Source organism: Bradyrhizobium sp. Ce-3 (assembly GCF_022835695.1).
In the GTDB taxonomy this organism is placed as follows: domain Bacteria; phylum Pseudomonadota; class Alphaproteobacteria; order Rhizobiales; family Xanthobacteraceae; genus Bradyrhizobium.
This window is the reverse complement of sequence record NZ_BQUV01000005.1, coordinates 516,127-537,846: the sequence shown is the minus strand read 5'-3', so window position 1 is coordinate 537,846 and position 21,720 is coordinate 516,127. Positions and strand designations below refer to the sequence as shown.

Below are 21,720 nucleotides of genomic sequence, written 5' to 3'. Positions count from 1 at the left end.
ATGAAGAGCGTATTTGCCAGACTTGCGAGCGATTTCCTCTCCACCATCGTGTTCCTGGTGGTCTATCTCGCCACCGACAATGTGCTGATCGCCACCACTGTTGCGATCGCCGGCGCGATTGCGCAAGTGGTCTATGCGCGCGTCAAGGGACAGCCGCTCGGCCACATGACCTGGGCGAGCCTCGGGCTCGTCATCGTGCTGGGCGGTGCGACGCTGCTGACCAACGATCCGCGTTTCGTGCTCGCGAAGCCTGCGATCGGCCACATCGCGATCGGCGCGATCATGCTCAAGCGCGGCTGGATGCTGCGCTATCTGCCGCCGATCGTGACCGAGACCATTCCGGAATACGCCACCCTCGCCGGCTATGCCTGGGCCGGGCTGATGTTCATCCTCGCCGGCGGCACCATCGCGGTCGCGGCGACCGGCGACATGAAGCTGTGGGCGTTCTACGTGTCGGTGGTGCTGGTCGGTGCCAAGATCGCCGCCTTCGCGATCCAGTACGTCGCCTTCCGCTTCCTGGTCGGCAACCGGCTGCGCGCCGCCCGCGCCTGATCGCCGCGAGCGGCGAACTAGGCGCGCGCGGCAAGATGGGCTATACCCGCGCACGCGTTTCTCGCGCGAACCGACACGCTCGAAAACGCTTTCACCTCGGAGGGGAGACATCAATGGCGGTGGACGGAAACTGGAATCTCACGATGACGACGCCGATGGGCGAGCGCAAGGCGACGCTGTCGCTGGCAAGCTCCGGCGGCACGCTCACCGGCACGCAGGGTGCCGAGGGCAATTCCACCGAGATCTTCGACGGCACCGTGAACGGCGACGACGTCGCCTGGAAGGTTTCCATCACCAACCCGATGCCGCTGACGCTGGAATTCACCGGCAAGGTCGCGGGCGACGGCATCTCCGGCGAGATGGGCATCGGCCCGATGGGCAGCTTCCCCTTCACCGGCACGCGGGCGTAAGCGTCCCCGTCTAGAACCAGATCTGCATCGGCAGATCATGTCCATCCAGCGGCTGCGGTCCCTCGGGAACGCAGCCGTTCGGCTTTAGTGCAGCGAGTGCCACCGCGCAGGCATCCAGCACGTCGTCGCGCTTTGCACCGGTGCCGACCCGCGTCACGGTGAGCCAGCGATCGATCTCGCGAAAGCCCGAACGCTTCAGCAGCCGGCGGCGGAGCGCATCGCCCTCCTCCGACTTCTTGCGCGGCAGCGGCGCGCCACCGTTCAAGCGCAGGAACACCAGTTCGGGATGCACCTCGCGGATGTCGCGCGCGGCGTTCGCACGAACGAACCCGTCGACCTCCATGATCTTTGCGCCGATGTGCCAGAGCTGGCGCGAGACGCGGGTCTGGCCGCGGCGCAGCGCTTCACGGTTTGCCGCATCGGGATCGGAGAACTCCTGCCACAGCCAGCGCCGCGCGCCGGTGAAGACGCGCGAGCTGTGCGGGCGCAGCCGTGCGCGGGCAAGCAGGTCGCAATCGCGCTCACCGTCATCGGTCATGCCGATCGGAATGTCGATCCCGGCGCGGTCGAACGGATGCGAAAGTGCGCCCGCAACATCGGAGTGAAAGGAAATCGAGCGCTGGTCGCCGTCGATGGTGACGGCGACCCAGCCGTTGGAGAATCCGTCGAGGCCTGTCGCCCTCAACCCAGATTCAATTCCTTGAAGAAGTCGTTGCCCTTGTCATCGATGATGATGAAGGCCGGGAAATCGACCACTTCGATGCGCCAGATCGCTTCCATGCCGAGCTCGGGATACTCGACCACCTCGACCTTCTTGATGCAGTGCTCTGCGAGGTTCGCCGCCGCACCGCCGATCGAGCCGAGATAGAAGCCGCCGTGCTTCTTGCAGGCCTCGCGCACCGCGACCGCGCGGTTGCCCTTGGCGACCATCACCATCGAGCCGCCGGCGGCCTGGAACTGGTCGACGAACGAATCCATACGTCCCGCCGTGGTCGGGCCGAATGCGCCGGAGGCGTAGCCGTCGGGCGTCTTGGCTGGACCCGCGTAATACACCGGATGGTTCTTGAAATAATCCGGCAGCGGCTCGCCCTTCTCCAAGCGCTCGCGCAGCTTGGCGTGCGCGGAATCGCGCGCCACGATCATGGTGCCGGTCATCGAGACCCGGGTCTTGGTCGGATATTGCGACAACGTCGCCAAGATCTCCTTCATCGGCTTGTTGAGGTCGATCTTGACGACCTCGCCACCGAGCGACTGCTCCACCGCGGGCAGATATTGCGCCGGGTTGTGCTCGAGCTCCTCGAGATAGACGCCATCCCTGGTGATCTTGCCGAGCACCTGGCGGTCCGCCGAGCAGGACACGCCGAGCCCGATCGGCAGCGAGGCGCCGTGGCGCGGCATCCGGATCACGCGCACGTCGTGGCAGAAATACTTGCCGCCGAACTGCGCGCCCACCCCCAGGCTTTGCGTCATCTTGAGGATTTCCTGCTCCATCTCGAGATCGCGGAACGCGTTGCCGTCAGGCGAGCCGTGGGTCGGCAGCGCATCGAGATAGCGCGCCGAGGCAAGCTTCACGGTCTTCATGCAGAGCTCGGCCGAGGTGCCGCCGATCACGATCGCAAGATGATATGGCGGACACGCCGCGGTGCCGAGCGTCAGCACCTTCTCCTTCAGGAACGCGAGCAGGCGGTCCTTGGTCAGCACCGAGGGCGTCGCCTGGAACAGAAAACTCTTGTTGGCGCTGCCGCCGCCCTTGGCCATGAACATGAACTTGTAGGCGTCATCGCCCTCGGCGTAGATCTCGCACTGCGCCGGCATGTTGTTGGCGGTGTTCTTCTCCTCGTACATCGACAAGGGAGCGACCTGCGAGTAGCGCAGATTGCGGCGCAGATAGGCATCGCGCGCGCCTTCCGACAGCGCGGCCTCGTCTTCGCCATCGGTGATGACGTTGCAGCCCTTCTTGCCCATGATGATCGCGGTGCCGGTGTCCTGGCACATCGGCAGCACGCCGCCGGCGGCGATGTTGGCGTTCTTCAGGAAGTCGAAGGCGACGAACTTGTCGTTGTCGCTGGCTTCCTTGTCCTCGAGGATGGAGCGCAGCTGCTTCAGATGGCCTGGCCGCAGATAGTGGTTGATGTCGCCGAACGCGGCTTCCGAGAGTGCCCGCAGCGCCTCCCGCGACACCACCAGCATGTCCTTGCCCAGCACCTTCTCGACCCGGACGCCCTCGCTCGTGACTTTCTTGTACGGCGTGGTGTCGGCACCCAGCGGGAACAGCGGGGTGTGCTTGTAGGGCGGAACGGGCTTCTGCTGGTCGGGGAAGGCTGAGGGGGCGTTCATGAGCTGCTCGTCGGTTTAGAAAGGCCGGTCCGGCCACGGGGCCGCCGACAAATGTAGAGCCGTTCTAAGCCTTTTTCGGACAAAGGAAAGGGAAGCCGGCGGCCTTCCAGCCATGCGCCGGACAGGCAATCCACGTGCTAGGTTTCATGCCACGGTAATCTCGGGTTGCCACAACACACCACCATTCGGCCAGGGAAGCCATCAGGAGGCCTTCATGAAGACAGCGCTTTTGATCCGGTTCGCGGCGCTGGCCTTGTTGATCGCGGTCCCGAACGGCGCCGATGCCGCCCGCCTCGGCAAGGCGTGCGGCGGCCTTGCCGGCCTGCAATGCAGCAGCCGCGGCCAATTCTGCCAGTTCAAGCCCACCCAATGCGGCCGCTTCGACCAGACCGGCAGCTGCGCGTTCCGCCCGACGATCTGCAACAAGATCTTCAAGCCGGTGTGCGGCTGCGACGGCAAGACCTACGGCAATGATTGCGAGCGCCGCGCCGCCGGTGTGTCCAAGGCGCAGGACGGCAAATGCGCATCCTGACAGCGCCCGTATTGACGCGCTGCGCGGGAGCCTGCATGTAGCTTCGCGTATTTTCATACCGCGGGGGTATTTCGTGACAGCACCGTTGCGCCGACGCTTGCCTTTGGGCATCCGCTCCACCCTGCCGGCCGCGCTGCTGGCGCTGGCGAGCGCCTTCGCCGCCGCGCCGGCGCATGCCGATCCCTGCGAGGATATCGCCAAGCAGCTCGCCGGCCAGATCGACGGGCTGAAGGTCAATTTCAGCGCCGCCAACATCACATACCTCACACACCCGGCAGCAAAGGAATTGTCGCTCGGCTGCCGCGGCAAGGACTATGCGATCGAGCTCTACGCCAAGACCGATCGCAAGATGAAGCCGGAATTCTTCAACCTGGTCGGCTCGGCCACGGCACTGGTCTTCACCGTGCCGAAGGACGACGCCACCACCGGCACCTCGCGCTGCCTCAAACGGATGGGCATCCTCCGCGGCAACACCATCACGATGCGCTATCGCCGCCTCAACCTCGAATGCAACCGCACCAGGACCGACGCCTCGATCACGGTTCGCCGCGGCAAGAACGAGTGATCCGTCAGGCTTCCGCGGTGACCCGCCCGATCGCATCGACGATCTTGCCCCAGCCCGGGCTCATCATGTCGTACGCGAACCGGTTGCCGGGGAAGACGAAGCCGTCATGCACCATGCGGAGTTGCGTGCCGCCCTCGACCGGCGTCAGCGTCCAGGTGACGACCGAGTCGAGCTTCGAGCCGAATTCCGGATTGGTGTCAGCGCCACCCTTCCAGGAATAGCGCAGCAGGCGCGGCGGATCGCAATCCAGCACCTCGCAATGCACGACGCCGTCCCAGTCGCCGATCGGCCTGGTGCGGAAATTGAACTTGTGTCCGACGCTCGGCTGAAAATCGTTCGGCATCAGCCATTTCATCAGCAGTTCGCTGGTGGTGAGCGTCCGCCAGATCCTGTCGGCGGCGTAGGGCAGCACCTTCTCGACCGTGATCGCGTGCGTCTCGCTCATCACTCACTCTCCTTCAACAACCGTTCCAGATTTGCGAAGCGCTCGGCCCAGAACGTCTCGTAATGGCCGAGCCAGTCGATCAGCGGGCTGAGCCCCTTCGGCGCGACGCGGTAATGGATATGCCGGCCCTCGCGCCGCTCGACGACGAGCCCGGCATCACGCAGCGCCCGCAGATGCTGCGACACCGCCGGCTGCGACACCTTGGAGCCCTGCACCAGCCCGGTTGCGGCGATCTCGCCTTCCCGGATGATCCGCTCGAACACCGCCCGTCGCGTCGGGTCCGCGAGGGTCTTGAGCACATTGGTCAGCTGCATGGCGGCGGTCACGTTGATATATAAGCAATTGCTTATACGATTGTCAATGCTGAGACAAGGCGGTCCGCGGCGCAGGAACATGGCGCCCGCTCCGAAAGTTGATGATTGCGGCCGCATGCTTGCCGGAAAAAGGGTGCGATAATCCCGGCTGGAATCACGGAGCCGCCCATGATCGCAAAGCTCCTCTTGCAGAACACCTTCTTCGTCATCGCCATGGCCGCGCTGCTGTTTGCCTTCGCCGGCACGCTGCACTGGCCCGGTGCGTGGGCCTACTTGATCGCCTCGGCCGTGATCGGCCCGGCCTGCGGGCTGTGGCTGGCCAGGGTCGACCCCGGCCTGCTGGCCGAGCGCATGCGCCTCACCGCGCGCGAGGGTCAGCCCGCCGAGGACAAGCGCTTCATGCTGGTGTTCCTGGTCATTGCGGTGCTGTGGTTCGTCGCGATGGGCCTCGATCGCCGCTTCGGCGGCGCCGATGCCGGCATGCCGCTGATCGTGCTCGGCCTTGCGCTGTATCTGCTCTCGACCGTGCTGATCCTGTGGGTGTTCCGCACCAATTCATTCGCCGCGCCGGTCGTGAAGGTGCAGACCGAGCGCGACCATCACGTGATCTCGACCGGACCCTACGCGCTGGTCCGCCATCCCATGTATACGAGCGTGATGCTGTTCTTCATCGGCGTGCCGCTGACGCTCGGCTCCTGGTGGGGCCTGGCCTTCGTGCCGGTGTTCTTCGCGATGTTCGCGTTCCGCACCCGCATCGAGGAGCGCACGCTGGTGGCGGGGTTGTCAGGCTATGCCGACTATGCGGCGCGGGTGCGCTATCGCCTCGTGCCCGGATTGTGGTGAGGAACCATCATGGCAGAGAGCAAGACCTACACCGGCGGCTGCCATTGCGGCCAGGTGCGCTTCGAGTGCACCACCGACATGGCCATGGTCACCGCCTGCAACTGCTCGATCTGCACCAAGAAGGGCCTGCACTTCGTGTTCATACCGCCGTCGAGCTTTCAGCTGCGCGCCGGCGCCGAGAACCTCAAGGAATATCTGTTCAACCGCCACGCGATTCACCACCAGCTCTGCGTCGATTGCGGCGTCGACGTGTTCGCGCGCGGCAAGAAGCCCGATGGCGCCGACATCGTGGCGCTCAATGTCAGCTGCATCGACGGCGTCGATCTGTCGACGATCAAGATGACGCCGGTGGACGGCCGGAATAGATAGTCCTTCGGCGTCATTCAGGGGCGCGCAAAGCGCGAGCCCGGAATCCATAACCACGACCGTGAGTACGATTCCCCGATGCGCAACTACACATCTATGGCCTGCGCGCCGGAATGACAGTCGTTACAAATCCAGCGCCTTGTAGCGCCGGAAGATCCCCTCCTCGTTGAACGGAATCCGCCGCGCGCTTGCCAGATACGCCTTGATGTTCGGACGCTCGGCGACGCGATCGCGTAGCGCGACCAGGCGCGGCACCTTCCTCTCGAACGCCGCCATCCGCTTCGGAAACGCGTAGCGCAGGCCTTCCACGATCTGGAACAGCGACAGGTCGGCGTAGGTCAGCCGGCGCCCGGTGACGAAAGCGCCGCCGTTCGCCGCAACCAGATCCTCGAAATAATCGAGATATTTCGGCACCCGCGATTTCCAGAACTCTTCGGTGCGCTTTTTCGCCGGCGCCTTCTGATCCTCGTAATACAGCGACGGCCCGAGCGGGTGATGGGTGTCGTGGATCTCCAGCACGAAGTCCGCGATCGTCAGCTGCAGCTGGTGCACCCAGAGCTTTCCGGCCTCCGCCTTCGGCGCCAGGCCATGGCGCGCACCGAGATAGAGCAGGATGTTGGCGGTCTGTCCGATCACGAGCTGGCCCGTCTTGAGGAACGGCGGCGCAAAGGGCGGCGTGCCCTTGTGCGCATCCATCATCTTCATCATGGCGCCCATGCCGGCCTTGCCGCGCGCGACATCGGTGTAGCCTGCGCCGGCATCCTCGAGCGCGAGGCGGACATATTCGCCGCGGCCCTGGATCATCGGCCAGTAGTAAAGCTGATAGTGCATGCACTTACCTCCACAAACTTCATCGCGCAGCTTCTGTTCGCGTCGATCGTAGCCGCGCCGCGGCCGGATCGTCCATCGCGCACAGGCCGCCTGTCCGAACCTCACCGGGACTGCTAAGGTTCCAGCGTTCGAATCTTCGATGAAGGATCATCTTATGGCGGACGACAAGAAGAAGCGGGGCGCACAGGATCGCGCTCTGATCGCGCTGAGCGAGTCCTACGAAGTTGCGTACTGGTCCAAGAAGTTCAAGGTCACGCCGGCGAAGCTCAAGGCCGCCGTCAAGAAGGTCGGGCATTCCGCCAAGAAGGTGGAAGCCTATTTCAAGGAGCAGCGGCACATGGCCGCCGACCGCGCGCGGATCGCGATCAGCGAGCCCTACGAGGTCCGTTACTGGTCGAAGAAGTTCAAGGTGACCCCTGCCCGGCTCAAGACTGCGGTCGCCGCAGTCGGACATTCATCGAAGAAGGTCGAGGCCTATTTCGCGGCAAAGAAGAAAACCGTGAAGAAAAAGAAGACTGCGAAGAAGACCGTCAAGAAGGCGAGCAAGCGCAAGAAGAGCTGAGCCCGGTCGCACCATCCCGTCATCGCGAGGAGCGAAGCGACGAAGCAATCCATCGCTCCGCGCGTACGGCAGGATGGATTGCTTCGCTGCGCTCGCAATGACGAAGGACCGCCGCCCCCTCAGTTCGCCGCGAAGCAGTACAGCAGGCCGTCGCCGCCGGTGCTCTTCAGGTCGGCTTGCGAACAGCCGCCGTCGGGACCGCGCGACGGATGCGACATGTTCCAGGATTTTGACGGCTCGTCATCGCGCAGGCCCTTGCGGTCGAAATGCCCGACCATGGCGGCGCCCTGCGTGCTGCTCGTCCAGTTCTTGCAGGTACGGTCCTCACCGGCCGCAAACGCCGTCCCGTCGGCCTGCGATCCCGTCAGCACGTCGTGGCGGTTCGGCGTGTCGCCGGCACCGTTGACGACGTCGGCCTTCTCGGACAAAGCGGTCTGCTTGGTGAGATTGTTGCCGGCGCTGTGCAGGTCGGCGACGTCCTTGGCGATCACGACGCCCTTCACATTCTTCCACGGTCCCTTGCCGATGCGATCGCGCGCATTCACCGCGGGCTTGCCATCGGCGGCCTGGGTCGAGAGATAGGCGCGCCAGGTCTTCGGCGCGCCGAAGCCCGCGGCCTGCGCCAGGGTCTGGCAATGATTGTCGGCGCCGGCGAGGCCGCCGAGATTGCCGCCATTGCCGATGCCGTTGCTGGTCAGGAAGAAGCTGGTGTCGGCGGTCTGCGCCGCGGCCGGCGGTGCGGCCATCACGACGAACGCAAGACAGGCGGGAACCACGATATGCGTAACGATCTTCATCTCAATCCTCCCGATGGTTTGTTTTGGTCCGCTGACATGAACCCGCGGCCTTTGCGGATATTCCAGTGCCGCGACAAGCGAATGAAGCCGACAAAGCAAAAGCGCCGCGGTTGATGCCGCGGCGCCTCGTATCTGTCATCTCAGGCAATCGATCAGTTGGTCTGCTGGATCGCCGAGAGTTCCCAATTGCCGCCGCGCTGGCGCACGAAGGTCCAGACCTCAGTGATCTCCTCCGGCTGCCCGTTGCCGCCGACCTGACGGCCGCTGCCGCGCTCCAGCATGATGTCGACCAGCGAGTAGCGCATCGCGACCGTCGCGTATTCGCTGTCGCCTTCGCGCCAGGCTTCCGCCAGATCGCCCTGCAGCAGCTTCACGTTGGAGGTCTTGTTGGTGACGTTACGCGCCTTGTTCTCCTCGAGATCCTTCGAGAAGTACGACACCATCTCCGGCGTCGCGAGCGTGTGCAGCTTCGCGATGTCCTCGTTTGACCACGCGGCCTGGATGTCGCCGAGCAGCCGCTCGAACGTCTCGTAGTCGGCCGGCGCGATCTCGACCGGCGCGTTCGATCCGCCGCCGAGGCCGAAGCCGAAGCCCGAACGGGCGTTGGCCTGCGGGCCCGGGCCGACGTCGGGTCCACCCGCGTAAGCCGCGGCCGTCGCATTGCGGCGCTGCCACCACGACATCGCGAGCCGGACCACGAGGACAATCAGACCGATCTGCAGCAGCAGGCCAAGCATCGACGACAGGCCGCCGAGACCCGAGAACAGGCCGCCGCCGAACAGCATGCCGAACAGGCCGGCGCCAAGGAAGCCCGCGGCCAAGCCGCCGAGCAGGCCGCGTCCCATGCCGCCGCGACCGAACAGGCCGCCGGAGTTAGCCGCCGCGGGCGAGCCCATGCTCGGGCTGCCGGGCTGGCTGAAGGTCCGGTTCATCGGCGCAACCGAGCCCGGCGCGGTGCTGGTCGAGGGCGGCGCGGAGAATGTCCGCGAGCCGCGCGAGCCGCCGCCGCCGACGCGGGCGTCGGCCGCCGAAACGGTCATCATCACGGGCAGCGCCAGCGCCATCGCGACGGCGATCGCCCGGACAATTCCACGCGTGCGTTGCGAGAAATTCATGTTGGTTTCCTCAAAGGATTCCCCGGCATGGGGAAACGCCCTTAACATGGGCAGGGCCCGGTAAAAGTGAAGCGGGAAACGGGAACCGCGGCTGCGGCCCTCGGTCGCGGCGATGTGACACTATGGTCCTTGTGGATGCGACAGCGCGTCCTAGCGCGGGATGAGGCTCGGGTTCAACCACCACCGCACCGCAACATCACTCCCATGAAGGAAAGCGGAGCGACGGCGCATCGAGGCCGGTCGACCGGACCTAGTTCGCCGTCATGGTTTCCTTCACCGCCGCGACCAGTTGCGTCAGCGTGAACGGTTTCGGCAGGAACGCGAACTGCTGGTTCTCCGGCAGGCTCTTCTCGAACGCGTCCTCGGCATAGCCGGAAACGAAGATGATCTTCAGTTCGGCATTGCGGCTGCGCATTTCCTTCAGCAGCGTCGGCCCGTCCATCTCCGGCATCACGACGTCGGAGACGACGAGATCGACCTTGCCGTTGTTCTCCTCGAACGCCTCCAGCGCCTCGACGCCGTTGGCCGCCTCGATCACGCTGTAGCCGCGCGACCGCAGGCCGCGCGCATTCAGCGAACGCAGGCCGTCCTCGTCCTCGACCAGCAGGATGGTGCCCTGCCCGGTGAGATCCGGCTTCGGCTTGGCGGCTTCCGCGGTCGCAGTTTCCTTTGCCGTGCCGTTGCCGGCCTGCGCCTCCGGTGCAACTTCCTGTTCCTGGTGGTGCCGCGGCAAATAGATCCGGAACGTGGTGCCGCCATCCGGCACGGAATCGACATAGACGAAGCCGCCCGTCTGCTTGACGATGCCGTAGACCGTCGACAAGCCGAGGCCGGTACCCTTGCCGACTTCCTTGGTCGAGAAGAACGGCTCGAAGATCTTGTCGATGATCTCGTGTGGAATGCCGGTGCCGGTGTCCGAAATCTCGATCTTCACATAGTCCGCCGCCGGCATGCCCTTGTTGGCGAGTTGCGCGGCTTCCTCGGTCGACACGTTGGCGGTACGGATGATCAGCTTGCCGCCGTCGGGCATCGCGTCGCGGGCGTTGACCGCGAGATTGACCACCACCTGCTCGAACTGCGAGACGTCGACCTTCACCGGCCACAGATCGCGGCCATGCACCAGGTCGAGCTTGACCTTCTCGCCGATCAGCCGGCGCAGCAGCATGGTGAGGTCCGACAGCGCATCGCCGAGATCGAGCACCTGCGGTCGCAGCGTCTGGCGGCGCGAGAACGCGAGCAGCTGCCGCACCAGCGTCGCGGCGCGGGTGGCGTTCTGCTTGATCTGCATGATGTCCTGGAACGACGGATCGGTCGGCTTGTGCGCGTTCAGCAGGAAGTCGTTGGCCATCATGATGGCCGACAGCACGTTGTTGAAGTCGTGCGCGATACCGCCGGCAAGCTGGCCGACCATCTCCATCTTCTGCGACTGGTTGATCTGGGTTTCCAGCGCGCGCCGCTCGGTGGTCTCGAGCATGTAGACGATCGCGGTCTCGGCGTCGCGCTCGTCCTTCTCCACCGTCGTGACGAAGAACTGGGCGAAGCGCTCCTTCGCGCCGTCGAGCATCACCTCGACCGGCGCGATGTCGCCCTGTCCCTCGGCGGCCTGGTTGATCGCGGCGATCAACAGGCCACGGTCGCGCGGATTGACCGCGCGGAAGATCGACTTGGCGGCACCGCCGTCGCCGCTCAGCCCCTGCGCCAGCTTGGCATAGCGCGCATTGGCGCCGACCACGTTGCCGCCGCGATCGACGGTCGCGATCGCCATCGGCGTATGGTCGAAGAAGCGCATGAAGCGCACCTCGGCGGCGCGCTCCGGATCGGAATGCTCGTCGCGGGCGCGGCTGATCACCAGCGTGCGCGAGGCGCCCGCTGCGCCATCGGCTCCGAAGGCGAGCTTGTGATAGAGCCGCACGGGCACGGTCTTGCCGCCGCGCATCCGCAGGTCGATGTCGAACACCTCGGTCTTGACCTCGCCGGGCACCGCCGCAATCGAGGTCAAGAGCGCCGCGCCGTCGCCGGAGACGATGTCGGTCAGCTTCAGACCGCCTGAACCGATCTCGGCCAGATCGTAGTCCAGCCAGTTGGCCAGCGTGGCGTTGACATAGGCGATCTCGCCGGCCGGATTGACCGAGAAGAAGCCGCATGGTGCATGATCGAGATATTCGATCGCGTGCCGCAGCTCCTGGAACACGTCCTCCTGGCGCTCGCGGTCGCGGGTGATGTCGGCGATCGACCACACCGCATATCTCGCGTCGCGCTTGCCCTCGCCGAGCGGGCGAACCCTGAGCCGCAGCCAGCGGCCTTGGCCACCACCTTGCCCGGCCTCGTGCCCGGCAACGCGGACCTCCTCCTGCTGCCGCTTGCCCTCGCGCGCTGCCTTCAGGAGGCGGAATACCGCCTCGGAGACGTCGGGGTTGCCGATGAAGACGCGCTCGACTGGACGGACGTCCTGCGGCCCGGCAGCGCCGGTCAGCGTCAGATAGGCGGCGTTGGAATAGACCACGTGGCCGCGGGAGTCGGTGACGACCAGCCCTTCCTGGGCCTGGTCGGCGATCCGCGCCATCACCGGGTCGTCGGCGGTGCGGTCGGAGAAGCGGATGATGCCGGCGGCCAGTGCGAACAGGTTGAACAGGCCGACGGTGGCGAGCAACGCCAGCACGCCGAGGATATAGGGCTGCGCCTGGGTGCGGCCGATGGTCATCAGCCAGACCGCCACCGCGACGATGCCGGCCGCGATCAGCAGCACCAGCAGGATGCTGCCGCTGCGCCGCGCTGGCCCGTGGGCCACGAACGGCTCGGTCGCGGGAGGATCGTTGCTATCGGCGGTCATCTGGAGAGACATGGCTCGTCTGCATCACGAAGGCGACCGGCCGGCCACCTTGCCCCTGAGTGCCTGAATCGGACCCGAAAACGCAAGTCCACCAGGCGGCTAATTCGCAAGTTACCCGCATTTCAAGCGGTTTTCCGCCCTCTTACTGGCGCAGGCCGGACAGGCCGCGCCTCAGCCGCATCACGTAGCCGATGATTTCGGCAACCGCATGATAGTGCTCGACCGGGATTTCCCGGTCGATTTCGACGGTCGCATAGAGCGCCCGGGCCAGCGGCACGTTCTCGACGATCGGAATGTCGTGCTCCTTGGCGATTTCCCTGATCTTGAACGCGAGGACGTCGACGCCCTTGGCGACGCAGATCGGCGCCGACATGCTGCGGTCATAGGCCAGCGCCACCGAATAGTGGGTCGGGTTGGTGATGATGACAGAGGCTTTCGGAACCTGGGCCATCATGCGCTTCTTGGCGCGCTGCACCCGCAACTGCTTGATCCTGCCCTTGACGTGCGGGTCGCCTTCCGACTGCTTGAATTCCTCCTTCATCTCCTGCAGCGACATCTTGTGACGCTCGTACCAGGTCCGGTACTGGAAGAAGTAGTCGGCGATCGCGACCGCCGCCAGGATCGCGACCACCGCCGCCAGCAGGTGCACCGTCATGCCGGTGATGGCCGGCAGCAGCTCGGCCGGGTCGACCCGCAGGAACGATTCCATCCGCATCCGGTCGGGCCACAGCACCATGACCATCACGGCGCCGAGCGCGATCAGCTTGAACAGGCCTTTCAGGAAGTTCGCCACCGCCTGCTTGCCGAACAGCCGCTTGAAGCCGGCGGCCGGCGAGATCTTGGAGAATTTCGGCTTGAGCTGCTCGCCCGACCACACCAGCTGATGCTGGATCATGTTGCCGGCGATCGCGGCCAGCGCCAGCATCAGGAACGGCACACCGATCGCGGCGACCACGGCATAGCCGAGCGTCTGGGTCAGTTGCAGCAGGCCCGCGCCGTCGGTGCGGATCATCCATGAATTGGCAATCAGGTTGCGCAGCGGCATCAAGATGCCACCACCGACCGAGCCCGAGAACGTCGACAGCACCAGCGTGGCGCCGGCGATGACGAACCAGGTATTGACCTCCTGGCTCTTGACGACGTCGCCTTTCTCAAGGGCATCGTCGAGACGTTTTTGCGTAGGGTCTTCTGTTTTGTCTTCGGTATCGTCGGCCATCTCTCCTCCCGATTAATTCATTGGAGCGAGCTGGCGCATGACGCCGAGGAAGTAGTCGAGATAGGTATTCATCATCGCCGCAAGCACGACGCCGAAGATCAGGAAGCCGACCATGATCGAGAGCGGCACGCCGACGAAATAGACCTGCATCTGCGGCATCAGCCGCGCCAGCACGCCGAGCCCGATGTTGAAGACGAGACCGAACACCAGGAACGGCGCCGACAGCTGCAGGCCGATCTTGAAGGCGGCGGAAAAGGCCGAGGTCGCGAGCGCGGCGACGTCGCCGGTCGGCATGATCTCGCCCGGCGAGAAGATCCGGTAGCTCTCGCTCAGCGCCGCGATGACGAGATAGTGGCTGTCGGTGGCAAACAGCAGCGTCAGGCCGAGGATGGTGAGGAAGTTGCCGACGATCTGGCCCTGCTGACCCTGGGTCGGATCAACCGCGGTGACGAAGCCGAGGCCGAGCTGCTGGGCGATCACCGAGCCCGCGACGTTGAGCGCCGACAGCGTCACCCGCGCGGTCGCGCCGAGCACGATGCCGATGATGAGCTCATGCACCATCAGGACGCCGAGCGAGGAGATCGAGGTGAGGTCGACGTGATAGGCGTTGCGATGCAGGGGCAGGATGATCAGCGTCAGCAGCAGGGCGATCGACAGCTTGACCCGCGCCGGGATGTTGCTCTCGCCGAAACCGGGCAGCAGCATCACCATCGCGCCCACGCGCGCAAAGACCAGCACGAAGATTGCGGCCAGCGCCGGCAGCAGGGAGACATCGATGCGCATGACCGCGGCATTAGTGCATCAACCGCCGATGATTCGCGACGAAATCCGCATCATGTGGCTGGACAGCGAGTCCGCCATGAACGGCAGCGCCAGCAGCAATGTGACGAAGATCGCGAGGATCTTCGGCACGAACACCAGCGTCTGCTCCTGGATCTGGGTCAGCGCCTGGAACAGCGACACCACGACGCCGACCACGAGGCCGACCACCATCAGGGGTGACGACACCAGCACGATGGTCCAGATCGCATCGCGCGCCACGTCGAGAGTTTCAGGGCCGGTCATTGTTGTTCTCACTGTTGGTTGTTTGTTGTCGTCATTTCGGGGCTCGCGAAGCGAGAGCTGGGATGTGCAATTGCACATCTGAGAATCCATTCTTCCGATCGTGGATATGGATTCCGGGCCTGGTCCTTCGGACCATCCCGGAATGACGCAGTTCGTCAGATCGGCATCTTCATGATGTCTTCGTAGGCCTGGATCACGCGGTCGCGCACCGAGACCAGTGTCGACACCGCGACGTCGGTGTCGGCGACCGCCGTCACCACGTCCATCACGTTCGCCTTGCCCGAGGCCATCGCCATGGTCTGCGCGTCGGATTTCTTGCCCGCTTCCAGCACGCTGCCGACGGAGTCCTTGAGCAACGCGCTGAACGACGGGCCGGCGACGGCCTGCCCGGCCTTCTCGACGCCACCACGCTCCATCATCTTTGCGAGATTGGCGTAGGCGTTGGCGGCGACTGTCGGTGTAGCCATGATTTACGTTCCCTGTTCTTGTTGCGTCAGGACTTGAGGATGTCGAGCGTGCGCTGGATCATCCGCCGCGTCGCACTGATGATGTTGAGGTTCGCCTCGTAGGAGCGCTGGGCGTCGCGCATGTCGGTCATTTCGACCATCGAGTTGACGTTCGGATATTTGACGTTGCCGGAGGCGTCCGCCGCCGGATTGCCCGGCTCGTGCTTGATGCGGAATGACGACTGGTCGGGGCGGATCCGGCCGAGCGTCACGACCTGGGCGTCGAGCGAGCGATCGAGCGCGGAGGAGAAGGTCGGCACCTTGCGACGATAGGGATCGCCGCCCGCGGTCTGTGCCGTCGAATCGGCATTGGCGATATTCTCCGAGATCACCCGCATCCGCCCCGCCTGCGCGCGCAGGCCCGAGGTCGCAATGCTCATCGAGCGGGTGAAATCGCTTGTTCCATCTGCCATGGGATCCTCCCGCCGCGGTCAGGCGGCCTAACCTTTGCCGATCGCGGTTTTCAGCAGATGCAGGCTCTTGCTGTAGAGCGAGGTGACGGCCGCGTAGTCCATCTGGTTGGCCGACACTTTCAGCATCTGCTCCTCGAGATTGACCGCGTTGCCGGCCGGGCGGGTCTGGAACCCGCTCTTGCCCCGATCATTGTCGAAGTTGTCGGGCGCGCCGGACGCCGCCATGTGGGTGGCGCTGGTCTGCATCATCGGCAGCGTCCCCATGCCGCCGCCGACTGTGCTGCCGGCGCGGTCGAACTTCGGCTCGACCAGATCGTGCGGCCGGAAGTTCGGCGTGTCGGAATTGGAAATATTCTCGGCGAGCACCCGCTGGCGCTCCTGGTGCCACTGCATCTTGGTGCGCAACGCCGACAGGATCGGCAGATCGTTCATGGCCATCGCCGCGGCTCCGTTAACCTCTGGGATCTTCCGAGGTAGGCAGAATTTGCCCGGTGTATGGTTAACGGGTGGTTAAAATATCGGACGGAGCCGTGGAGAACGCCGCAACTGCGGCCGGTGAGCGCATTTTCGCCACGAATGCTGCGTTAACCAGCTCAAACCAAGACAGCGTGGGGCGCTGAGAAGTCGTTTTGGGACAAGCGATTCTTGGTTTATTAATAAAACAGTCGGCTGCAAGCCGCTGGGAATTAAGAAATAAGGCGAATCTCGGGCGCGATTCGCTGCGCAAACCGCAACTATCAATCCGCGCTCGTTGATGGCGGAAGCTGAGGAAGGCCACCATGGCCGGGGACTCCAATATGCAGGTCATTACATTCGTCTTGGCATTCGTTGTCGTGCTGGCGCTGATCGGCGTCACCGCATGGCTCGTGCGCCGGTTCGCCGGAAACCGCCTCGGAGCCAACGCCAACCGCGGACGGATGCCGCGGCTGGCGGTGATCGATGCGGCCGCCGTCGATGGCCGCCGCCGCCTGGTGCTGGTCCGCCGCGACAACATCGAGCATCTCTTGATGATCGGCGGCCCCACCGACATCGTCGTCGAGCCCAACATCGTGCGCGCCATGCCCGGCCGCGATCAGATGTCGACCCGCCCCGCGGTCGCACCCGAGGCTGCGCTGCCGCGCGCCGCACCGCTTCCGGACGCCGCCTGGAACGAGAGCGAGGCGGCCCGCGCCGACAATCTCGATCTGCCCGAGCCGGAGCTGCCGCCGCGTCCGGCGCGCCCGTCCTTCGCCGACGAACTTCGCCGGCCGCCGCCGCCGCTCGCCGAGCGTCGCAGCGATCCGCTCGCCGGCTTCACGCCCGAACGCGGTGAGCCGCGGCCCGATCCGATGCCGCCGCGCCTGCCGCCGCGCTCCGAACCCGTCGTCCCGCGTCCGCCCCGCGCTGCCGAGCCGCCGAAGGCGCCGCCGCCGCTGCGTGCGCCCGAGCGCGCCGTGACACCGCCGCCATCGCCTCCCCCCGCTCCGCCGCCGATCGCAGCGCAGGCGCCTGCGGCCGTGCCGCCGGCGTCGAACGCCGATGCCAATCTCGCCGAGATGGCGCAGCGGCTGGAGGCGGCACTGCGCCGCCCGACCGGCCCAGGCGAGACCGTCGCGCCGCCGGTTGCGCCCGAAGCGCCGCCGGTGCGTGCCCCGCGCAGCGAGCCGCCTGCCCCGCTCGCCGGCGGACAGAAGAGCGGCTTCGAGAATCTCGAGGACGAGATGGCCTCGCTGCTCGGCCGACCGAAGAATCCTTCGTGAGGTCCGGGACAGTCCCGCGTAGAGTTTTTTTCATCGCTGTCCTGATCGCCGCCGGATCCTTCGCCGATCCGGCGATGGCGCAGGACATCTCCATCAATCTCGGCGGCGGCAATGGCGGCGTGACCGAGCGCGCGATCCAGCTGATCGCGCTGCTCACGGTGCTGTCGATCGCGCCGTCGATCCTCGTCATGATGACGTCGTTCACGCGCATCGTGGTGGTGCTGTCGCTGCTGCGCACCGCGCTCGGCACCGCGACCGCGCCGCCGAACTCGGTGATGATCGCGCTGGCGATGTTCCTCACCGCCTTCGTGATGGGGCCGGTGCTGCAGAAATCCTATGACGACGGCATCAAGCCGCTGGTTGCCAACCAGATCGGCGTCGAGGAAGCCTTGCAGCGCGCCTCGGTGCCGCTGCGCGGCTTCATGCAGAAGAACGTCCGCGAAAAGGACCTGAAACTGTTCATGGACCTCTCCGGCGAGCCGCCGCCGGCGACGCCCGAGGAGATGTCGCTGCGCATCCTGGTGCCGGCCTTCATGATCTCCGAGCTGAAGCGCGCCTTCGAGATCGGCTTCCTGCTGTTCCTGCCGTTCCTGATCATCGACCTCGTGGTCGCCTCGGTGCTGATGTCGATGGGCATGATGATGCTGCCGCCGGTGGTGGTCTCGCTGCCGTTCAAGCTGATCTTCTTCGTGCTGGTCGACGGCTGGGCGCTGGTCGCCGGCAGCCTGGTGCAGAGTTACGGGGGGTAGCCCCGCCAAACATTCATGGGCCATCGGCTGGATCGGCCGTGCCGTTGCACTATCATGCGCGGCACCGCATCCAGGGAGCCGTGCCCGTGCAGCAGCCATTCGACCGCGCCGCAGAAGATCTCGGCAACGCCATCCACCTCGAACACGTCAACGTGCAGGTGCCTGACCAGCGCCTCGCCACGCTGTTCTATGTCGCGGGCATCGGACTGACCCGCGATCCCTATCTGATGGTCTCGGACAGCAACATGTGGGTGAATGCCGGCCGCAGCCAGTTTCATCTGCCAAGCGGCAAGCCACAGGTGCTGCGCGGTCACACGGGTATCGTCATCGCCGGGCGGCAGGCCCTGCTCGCGCGACTCGCCGCGGTCGCCCCCAAGCTCGAAGGCACCGCGTTCAGCTATCGCGAGCACAACGATCATGTCGAGGCCACTTGCCCGTGGGGCAACCGGCTGCGCTGCTTTGAGCCGGATGCCGAGCGGTTCGGACGCATCGCGCTCGGCATGCCCTATGTCGAGTTCGAGGTGCCGCGCGGCACCGCCGAGGCGATCAGCCGGTTCTATCCCGACATCATGGGCATCCCCGCCAGCGTCGTGAACGAAGACGGCGTGATCGCGCGCGCAAAAGTCGGCAAGGACCAATATCTGCAATTCCGCGAGACCGACCGGGCGCAGGGCGAGTTCGACGGCCATCACGTCCAGATCTACATCACCGACTTCTCCGGCCCCTACAGACGGCTGCGCGAACGCAATCTGGTCTCCCGCGAGGACAATCAGTACCAGTACCGGTTCTGCGACATCGTCGATCCCAAAGATGGCCGGCACCTGTTCACCGTCGAGCACGAGGTGCGCAGCGCCACCCATCCGATGTATCTGCGGCCGCTGGTCAATCGCAATCCGGCGCAGACCAACCGCACCTTTGCCAACGGCTACGACCAGGCGCCTTGGGCGATGGGGCCGGACCAGTATGACGGCTGAGCGCGCGCTCGTCCGCATCGCAACATCATCTGCAATCCCAGCCACGAGACGACATGCTTCCCTCCCAGCGCCATCTGTTCGAGATTCCACGCGAGGTCTGCTATTTGAACTCGGCGTCCTACAGCCCGCTGCCGCTGAAGACGCTCGACGCCGGCCGCACCGCGGTCGGACGCAAGGGCCAGCCCTGGACGATCGATGCCGGTTTTGCCGGCCGCCAGCATGAGCGCGCCCGCCGCGCGGCGGCCCGCCTGATCAATGCCGCGCCCGATGACGTCGCGCTGATTCCTGCGATCAGCTACGGCGTTGCGACGGTGGCGAAGGCGCTGACCATTCCGCGCGGCACCCGCGTTATCGTTTTGGAGAACGATCACTCCTCGCCGGTGCTGGAATGGCACGCCCGCGCCGAGGCGCAGGGCTTTACCGTCGATACCGTGCGCCAGCCTGGCGATGGCGACTGGACGTCGGCGGTTCTCGGAGCGATCGAGCGGTCAGGCGCGCGGCCGGTCGGCCTCGCCTCGATCTCCTCGGTGCACTGGTCGGACGGCGGCATGATCGACGTCGACAGGGTGCAGGCTGCGCTGCGGCGACAAGGCGCGATGTTCGTGATCGATGCGACGCAGAGCGCGGGTGTCGTCGCGATGGACGTGACAAAACTCGATCCGGACGCCGTGATCTTCCCGACCTACAAATGGCTGATCGGCCCCTACGGCCGCGCCTTCCTCTATGTCGCCAAACGCCACCAGACCGGCGTGCCGCTGGAGCAGACCTCGGCGGGCCGCCGCAATGTCAACTCCGAGAACCCGGTCTATTTCGGCGACCTCGGCTATGTCGACAACGCCACGCGTTACGACATGGGCGAGCGCGATCATTTCATCACGCTGGAGATGGCCTCGATCGGCATGGAGATGATGGCCGAATGGGGCGCCGCAGCGGTCAGCGCGCGGCTCGCGATGCTGAACGAGCGGATTGCCGACGGCGTGCGTGATCTCGGGCTCAACATGCCGGCGCAGAACCTGCGCGCGCCGCATATCCTGAGCCTCGGCATGGCCGGCGGCATCCCGAAGGAGCTGATCGCGCGGCTCGCCGCCGAGAACATCCACGTCGCGCTGCGGCTCGGCCGGATGCGGATCTCGCCGCACGTCTTCAACGACGAGGCGGATGTCGACCGCCTCGTCGCCGTGTTGCGCGGAGCGCTGCGCGGTTAGCTGCGCTGGCGCCCCAGCGCCAGGACGCTGAACAATTCAATCGCGAGTGCGATGGCCACTCCGGCTGCGCCGATCACAAACAGCAGTGCATAGTCGCCGCCGCTGTGCGCGAACAACCAGGACAGGCCGTAGGCGCCGGCAGCCTGGAACAGCGCGAAGGTCGTGGTGGCCTGCGCCCAGGCCGAGCGCTGGTTCGCGGCGGAGTGCGGGATCAGCTCGTGGATGCGGCCGATCACCAGCGGCACGATGCCGGGCGTGAATCCGCCGACGATGAGGCTCGACACGATCAGCGCGACCGGCGAGGTCGTCACGGCGGGCGTCGCGACAGCGACCGCCTCGATCAGAAATGCGGCACGCAGCGCCGCGGCGAAGCCGGCGCGATCGGCGAGATGCCCCGTCAGCAGTGGGCCGACCACGGCGCCGATGCCATACAGCACCCAGTAATACGATCCGGCAGCGATCCCCTGCCCCAATCCGCGGGCGACGAAATCGACCAGGAACACCATGTGCGGCACCAGCGCCAGCGCATTGAGGCCGTATTCCAGGCAGAGCGCAATCAGCAGCGGCGAGCGCGTGCCGTGTGACGCCACGTGCGGCTCGGCCGCACCATGTGTGGCAGGCACGTCCGCCGGCCACGCCTTCCAGCTGATCGCGGTCAGCACCGCCGACAGCACGCCGAGGCCATACCAGGCCTGCTTGACGCCTTGTTGCAGCAGCAGCGGCACCAGTGTGCCTGACGCGGCGACACCGAGGCCAACGCCGGCAAAGATCACGCCGCCGATCAGGCCGCGCTTGCTCGGCGCGGTGTGCGGGAGGATCGCGGTCGCCGCCAGCACCATGATCACGCCGCCCGCGACGCCGGCGAGGAAGCGGAAGCCGAAGAACCAGACGAACGAGATCGGCACCGCGCAGGCAAAGCAGGTGACGGCCGCCAGCACCATCATGCCGCGCAGCGCCCAGACCGACCCGATGCGCGCGCCGAGATCGCGCGCGATCAGCGCGCCAGCGAGATAGCCGGCAAGGTTGGCGGCCCCGAGATAGACCGCCTCCGCCGGCGTGAACCACTTCGCCGCGATCAGCGCCGGGATCAACGGCGTGTAGGCGAAGCGCGCGAGTCCAAGCCCGACCAGCGAGGCACACAACCCCGCCGCTGCGGACAGCCAGAGCGGCCCGCCAGCGTCACGATGCGGCTTGGCATGATGGCGTCTGTCATGATCGACATTGGCTGACATGGACATCGCAGTAGGCCCTCCGGCCGTTCGTGAAAAATGATTAGTTGCGATCGCAGCAATCGCTCGCAGCGATCACGGCACACCTCTCCCAATCGGGAGAGGTGACGATTTGGCATGACACG

The 21,720-nt window shown here is 65.5% G+C and carries 26 protein-coding genes; 11 read left to right on the top strand and 15 right to left on the bottom strand.

Annotation, left to right across the window (positions count from 1 at the left end; genetic code table 11):
- Positions 1-552 (top strand): inner membrane-spanning protein YciB, encoded by a 552-nt coding sequence (locus BRSPCE3_RS20420; RefSeq protein ID WP_244067866.1) that lies wholly within the window; start codon positions 1-3, stop codon positions 550-552.
- A 113-nt stretch (positions 553-665) separates the two neighbouring features.
- Entirely contained in the window at positions 666-962 is a 297-nt protein-coding gene (locus tag BRSPCE3_RS20415; protein ID WP_021077922.1) for a hypothetical protein, read from the top strand.
- Positions 963-972: 10 nt separating this feature from the next.
- Here the strand turns inward: BRSPCE3_RS20415 and BRSPCE3_RS20410 are convergent, their stop codons facing one another.
- Together BRSPCE3_RS20410 and BRSPCE3_RS20405 are read right to left on the bottom strand one after the other, a co-directional pair.
- Positions 973-1,647, bottom strand: a complete 675-nt coding sequence (locus tag BRSPCE3_RS20410; RefSeq protein ID WP_244067865.1) for a DUF429 domain-containing protein — start codon at positions 1,645-1,647, stop codon at positions 973-975.
- Entirely contained in the window at positions 1,644-3,299 is a 1,656-nt protein-coding gene (locus tag BRSPCE3_RS20405; protein WP_244067864.1) for a fumarate hydratase, read from the bottom strand. Before BRSPCE3_RS20405 ends, BRSPCE3_RS20410 begins: the two co-directional genes overlap by 4 nt.
- 214 nt (positions 3,300-3,513) lie before the next feature.
- Here BRSPCE3_RS20405 and BRSPCE3_RS20400 point away from each other — a divergent pair, with 214 nt between their 5' ends.
- Positions 3,514-3,831: a Kazal-type serine protease inhibitor family protein gene (locus BRSPCE3_RS20400; protein WP_244067863.1), complete on the top strand. Its 318-nt coding sequence runs from the start codon at positions 3,514-3,516 to the stop codon at positions 3,829-3,831.
- Positions 3,832-3,934: 103 nt separating this feature from the next.
- Entirely contained in the window at positions 3,935-4,396 is a 462-nt protein-coding gene (locus tag BRSPCE3_RS20395; protein ID WP_244067950.1) for a hypothetical protein, read from the top strand.
- Positions 4,397-4,400: 4 nt separating this feature from the next.
- Here BRSPCE3_RS20395 and BRSPCE3_RS20390 read toward each other — a convergent pair whose 3' ends face one another.
- Positions 4,401-4,841 carry an SRPBCC domain-containing protein gene (locus BRSPCE3_RS20390; protein ID WP_244067862.1) on the bottom strand — a complete coding sequence of 147 codons (441 nt, stop codon included), beginning with the start codon at positions 4,839-4,841 and terminating at the stop codon, positions 4,401-4,403.
- Positions 4,841-5,167, bottom strand: a complete 327-nt coding sequence (locus tag BRSPCE3_RS20385) for an ArsR/SmtB family transcription factor (RefSeq protein ID WP_375709938.1) — start codon at positions 5,165-5,167, stop codon at positions 4,841-4,843. Before BRSPCE3_RS20385 ends, BRSPCE3_RS20390 begins: the two co-directional genes overlap by 1 nt.
- A gap of 156 nt (positions 5,168-5,323) precedes the next feature.
- On the opposite strand from BRSPCE3_RS20385, the gene BRSPCE3_RS20380 reads away from it, so the two are divergent.
- Entirely contained in the window at positions 5,324-5,998 is a 675-nt protein-coding gene (locus tag BRSPCE3_RS20380; RefSeq protein ID WP_244067860.1) for an isoprenylcysteine carboxylmethyltransferase family protein, read from the top strand.
- 9 nt (positions 5,999-6,007) lie between these two features.
- Positions 6,008-6,367: a GFA family protein gene (locus BRSPCE3_RS20375; protein WP_244067859.1), complete on the top strand. Its 360-nt coding sequence runs from the start codon at positions 6,008-6,010 to the stop codon at positions 6,365-6,367.
- Between the two features lie 120 nt (positions 6,368-6,487).
- Here BRSPCE3_RS20375 and BRSPCE3_RS20370 read toward each other — a convergent pair whose 3' ends face one another.
- Complete coding sequence (locus BRSPCE3_RS20370) at positions 6,488-7,195, bottom strand: glutathione S-transferase (RefSeq protein WP_244067858.1); 708 nt, start codon at positions 7,193-7,195, stop codon at positions 6,488-6,490.
- Positions 7,196-7,349: 154 nt separating this feature from the next.
- On the opposite strand from BRSPCE3_RS20370, the gene BRSPCE3_RS20365 reads away from it, so the two are divergent.
- Entirely contained in the window at positions 7,350-7,757 is a 408-nt protein-coding gene (locus BRSPCE3_RS20365; RefSeq protein WP_244067949.1) for a DUF3606 domain-containing protein, read from the top strand.
- Positions 7,758-7,876: 119 nt separating this feature from the next.
- Here the strand turns inward: BRSPCE3_RS20365 and BRSPCE3_RS20360 are convergent, their stop codons facing one another.
- From BRSPCE3_RS20360 to flgB, 9 genes are all read right to left on the bottom strand, one after another.
- Positions 7,877-8,503: a lectin gene (locus BRSPCE3_RS20360; protein ID WP_375709937.1), complete on the bottom strand. Its 627-nt coding sequence runs from the start codon at positions 8,501-8,503 to the stop codon at positions 7,877-7,879.
- Positions 8,504-8,706: 203 nt separating this feature from the next.
- Entirely contained in the window at positions 8,707-9,669 is a 963-nt protein-coding gene (locus BRSPCE3_RS20355; protein ID WP_244067856.1) for a Tim44-like domain-containing protein, read from the bottom strand.
- Between the two features lie 250 nt (positions 9,670-9,919).
- Positions 9,920-12,499, bottom strand: a complete 2,580-nt coding sequence (gene cckA, locus BRSPCE3_RS20350) for a cell cycle histidine kinase CckA (RefSeq protein WP_244067948.1) — start codon at positions 12,497-12,499, stop codon at positions 9,920-9,922.
- 142 nt (positions 12,500-12,641) lie between these two features.
- Positions 12,642-13,715, bottom strand: a complete 1,074-nt coding sequence (flhB, locus tag BRSPCE3_RS20345; protein WP_244067855.1) for a flagellar biosynthesis protein FlhB — start codon at positions 13,713-13,715, stop codon at positions 12,642-12,644.
- A 12-nt stretch (positions 13,716-13,727) separates the two neighbouring features.
- Positions 13,728-14,498: a flagellar biosynthetic protein FliR gene (gene fliR, locus BRSPCE3_RS20340; RefSeq protein WP_244067854.1), complete on the bottom strand. Its 771-nt coding sequence runs from the start codon at positions 14,496-14,498 to the stop codon at positions 13,728-13,730.
- 18 nt (positions 14,499-14,516) lie between these two features.
- A complete protein-coding gene (gene fliQ, locus BRSPCE3_RS20335) occupies positions 14,517-14,780 on the bottom strand; it encodes a flagellar biosynthesis protein FliQ (protein ID WP_194460393.1) in 264 nt (87 codons plus the stop codon).
- 155 nt (positions 14,781-14,935) lie between these two features.
- On the bottom strand, positions 14,936-15,247 hold the full coding sequence (fliE, locus tag BRSPCE3_RS20330) for a flagellar hook-basal body complex protein FliE (protein ID WP_244067853.1): 312 nt from the start codon (positions 15,245-15,247) through the stop codon (positions 14,936-14,938).
- Positions 15,248-15,273: 26 nt separating this feature from the next.
- Positions 15,274-15,699 (bottom strand): flagellar basal body rod protein FlgC, encoded by a 426-nt coding sequence (flgC, locus tag BRSPCE3_RS20325; protein ID WP_097675999.1) that lies wholly within the window; start codon positions 15,697-15,699, stop codon positions 15,274-15,276.
- A gap of 27 nt (positions 15,700-15,726) precedes the next feature.
- Positions 15,727-16,137: a flagellar basal body rod protein FlgB gene (flgB, locus tag BRSPCE3_RS20320; RefSeq protein ID WP_244067852.1), complete on the bottom strand. Its 411-nt coding sequence runs from the start codon at positions 16,135-16,137 to the stop codon at positions 15,727-15,729.
- A 359-nt stretch (positions 16,138-16,496) separates the two neighbouring features.
- Here flgB and BRSPCE3_RS20315 point away from each other — a divergent pair, with 359 nt between their 5' ends.
- From BRSPCE3_RS20315 to BRSPCE3_RS20300, 4 genes are all read left to right on the top strand, one after another.
- Positions 16,497-17,438 carry a flagellar biosynthetic protein FliO gene (locus BRSPCE3_RS20315; RefSeq protein ID WP_244067851.1) on the top strand — a complete coding sequence of 314 codons (942 nt, stop codon included), beginning with the start codon at positions 16,497-16,499 and terminating at the stop codon, positions 17,436-17,438.
- Positions 17,435-18,187: a flagellar type III secretion system pore protein FliP gene (gene fliP / locus BRSPCE3_RS20310; RefSeq protein WP_092115397.1), complete on the top strand. Its 753-nt coding sequence runs from the start codon at positions 17,435-17,437 to the stop codon at positions 18,185-18,187. The genes BRSPCE3_RS20315 and fliP overlap by 4 nt, the downstream gene beginning before the upstream one ends.
- 86 nt (positions 18,188-18,273) lie before the next feature.
- A complete protein-coding gene (locus BRSPCE3_RS20305) occupies positions 18,274-19,161 on the top strand; it encodes a hypothetical protein (protein ID WP_244067850.1) in 888 nt (295 codons plus the stop codon).
- Positions 19,162-19,214: 53 nt separating this feature from the next.
- Complete coding sequence (locus tag BRSPCE3_RS20300; RefSeq protein ID WP_244067849.1) at positions 19,215-20,366, top strand: aminotransferase class V-fold PLP-dependent enzyme; 1,152 nt, start codon at positions 19,215-19,217, stop codon at positions 20,364-20,366.
- On the opposite strand, the gene BRSPCE3_RS20295 is transcribed toward BRSPCE3_RS20300, so the two are convergent.
- A complete protein-coding gene (locus BRSPCE3_RS20295) occupies positions 20,363-21,604 on the bottom strand; it encodes a YbfB/YjiJ family MFS transporter (RefSeq protein WP_244067848.1) in 1,242 nt (413 codons plus the stop codon). The genes BRSPCE3_RS20300 and BRSPCE3_RS20295 overlap by 4 nt on opposite strands.
- Between the last annotated feature and the right edge of the window lie 116 nt (positions 21,605-21,720).

What these genes read in the sequence shown, in the direction of transcription:
- BRSPCE3_RS20420 (WP_244067866.1), top strand. Translation starts at nt 1, where the DNA reads ATGAAGAGCGTATTTGCCAGACTTGCGAGCGATTTCCTCTCCACCATC.
- BRSPCE3_RS20415 (WP_021077922.1), top strand. Translation starts at nt 666, where the DNA reads ATGGCGGTGGACGGAAACTGGAATCTCACGATGACGACGCCGATGGGC.
- BRSPCE3_RS20405 (WP_244067864.1), bottom strand. Translation starts at nt 3,299, where the DNA reads ATGAACGCCCCCTCAGCCTTCCCCGACCAGCAGAAGCCCGTTCCGCCC.
- BRSPCE3_RS20400 (WP_244067863.1), top strand. Translation starts at nt 3,514, where the DNA reads ATGAAGACAGCGCTTTTGATCCGGTTCGCGGCGCTGGCCTTGTTGATC.
- BRSPCE3_RS20390 (WP_244067862.1), bottom strand. Translation starts at nt 4,841, where the DNA reads ATGAGCGAGACGCACGCGATCACGGTCGAGAAGGTGCTGCCCTACGCC.
- BRSPCE3_RS20380 (WP_244067860.1), top strand. Translation starts at nt 5,324, where the DNA reads ATGATCGCAAAGCTCCTCTTGCAGAACACCTTCTTCGTCATCGCCATG.
- BRSPCE3_RS20375 (WP_244067859.1), top strand. Translation starts at nt 6,008, where the DNA reads ATGGCAGAGAGCAAGACCTACACCGGCGGCTGCCATTGCGGCCAGGTG.
- BRSPCE3_RS20370 (WP_244067858.1), bottom strand. Translation starts at nt 7,195, where the DNA reads ATGCACTATCAGCTTTACTACTGGCCGATGATCCAGGGCCGCGGCGAA.
- BRSPCE3_RS20365 (WP_244067949.1), top strand. Translation starts at nt 7,350, where the DNA reads ATGGCGGACGACAAGAAGAAGCGGGGCGCACAGGATCGCGCTCTGATC.
- BRSPCE3_RS20360 (WP_375709937.1), bottom strand. Translation starts at nt 8,503, where the DNA reads ATGGCCGCACCGCCGGCCGCGGCGCAGACCGCCGACACCAGCTTCTTC.
- BRSPCE3_RS20355 (WP_244067856.1), bottom strand. Translation starts at nt 9,669, where the DNA reads ATGAATTTCTCGCAACGCACGCGTGGAATTGTCCGGGCGATCGCCGTC.
- cckA (WP_244067948.1), bottom strand. Translation starts at nt 12,499, where the DNA reads ATGACCGCCGATAGCAACGATCCTCCCGCGACCGAGCCGTTCGTGGCC.
- flhB (WP_244067855.1), bottom strand. Translation starts at nt 13,715, where the DNA reads ATGGCCGACGATACCGAAGACAAAACAGAAGACCCTACGCAAAAACGT.
- fliR (WP_244067854.1), bottom strand. Translation starts at nt 14,498, where the DNA reads ATGCGCATCGATGTCTCCCTGCTGCCGGCGCTGGCCGCAATCTTCGTG.
- fliQ (WP_194460393.1), bottom strand. Translation starts at nt 14,780, where the DNA reads ATGACCGGCCCTGAAACTCTCGACGTGGCGCGCGATGCGATCTGGACC.
- fliE (WP_244067853.1), bottom strand. Translation starts at nt 15,247, where the DNA reads ATGGCTACACCGACAGTCGCCGCCAACGCCTACGCCAATCTCGCAAAG.
- flgC (WP_097675999.1), bottom strand. Translation starts at nt 15,699, where the DNA reads ATGGCAGATGGAACAAGCGATTTCACCCGCTCGATGAGCATTGCGACC.
- flgB (WP_244067852.1), bottom strand. Translation starts at nt 16,137, where the DNA reads ATGGCCATGAACGATCTGCCGATCCTGTCGGCGTTGCGCACCAAGATG.
- BRSPCE3_RS20315 (WP_244067851.1), top strand. Translation starts at nt 16,497, where the DNA reads ATGCAGGTCATTACATTCGTCTTGGCATTCGTTGTCGTGCTGGCGCTG.
- BRSPCE3_RS20300 (WP_244067849.1), top strand. Translation starts at nt 19,215, where the DNA reads ATGCTTCCCTCCCAGCGCCATCTGTTCGAGATTCCACGCGAGGTCTGC.
- BRSPCE3_RS20295 (WP_244067848.1), bottom strand. Translation starts at nt 21,604, where the DNA reads ATGTCCATGTCAGCCAATGTCGATCATGACAGACGCCATCATGCCAAG.